The 640-nt window shown below is 52.7% G+C and carries 1 rRNA gene; it reads right to left on the bottom strand.

The window, feature by feature from the left end:
- A 23S ribosomal RNA gene (locus ACTG7X_RS11025) occupies window positions 1–640 on the bottom strand; the annotation flags it as partial.

Raw genomic sequence — 640 nt, 5'->3', positions numbered from 1 at the left:
GGCAAGTTTCGTGCTTAGATGCTTTCAGCACTTATCTCTCCCGCATGTAGCTACCCAGCAATGCGTCTGGCGACACAACTGGAACACCAGGGATGCGTCCACTCCGGTCCTCTCGTACTAGGAGCAGCCCCTTTCAATTCTCCAACGCCCACGGCAGATAGGGACCGAACTGTCTCACGACGTTCTAAACCCAGCTCGCGTACCACTTTAAATGGCGAACAGCCATACCCTTGGGACCTACTTCAGCCCCAGGATGTGATGAGCCGACATCGAGGTGCCAAACACCGCCGTCGATATGAACTCTTGGGCGGTATCAGCCTGTTATCCCCGGAGTACCTTTTATCCGTTGAGCGATGGCCCTTCCATTCAGAACCACCGGATCACTATGACCTACTTTCGTACCTGCTCGACTTGTCTGTCTCGCAGTTAAGCTTGCTTTTACCATTGCACTAACCTGACGATGTCCGACCGTCATTAGCAAACCTTCGTGCTCCTCCGTTACTCTTTGGGAGGAGACCGCCCCAGTCAAACTACCCACCAGACACTGTCCGAGACCGCGTTCCGCAATCTTCGTTAGAACATCAAACGTTAAAGGGTGGTATTTCAAGGATGACTCCATAACAACTGGCGTTGCTACTTC

The organism is Lonepinella sp. BR2271, from assembly GCF_051851515.1.
Classification (GTDB): Bacteria; Pseudomonadota; Gammaproteobacteria; order Enterobacterales; family Pasteurellaceae; genus Lonepinella.
Note: the sequence above shows the minus strand (reverse complement) of the source record. Positions and strands in the feature narration are given on the sequence as shown.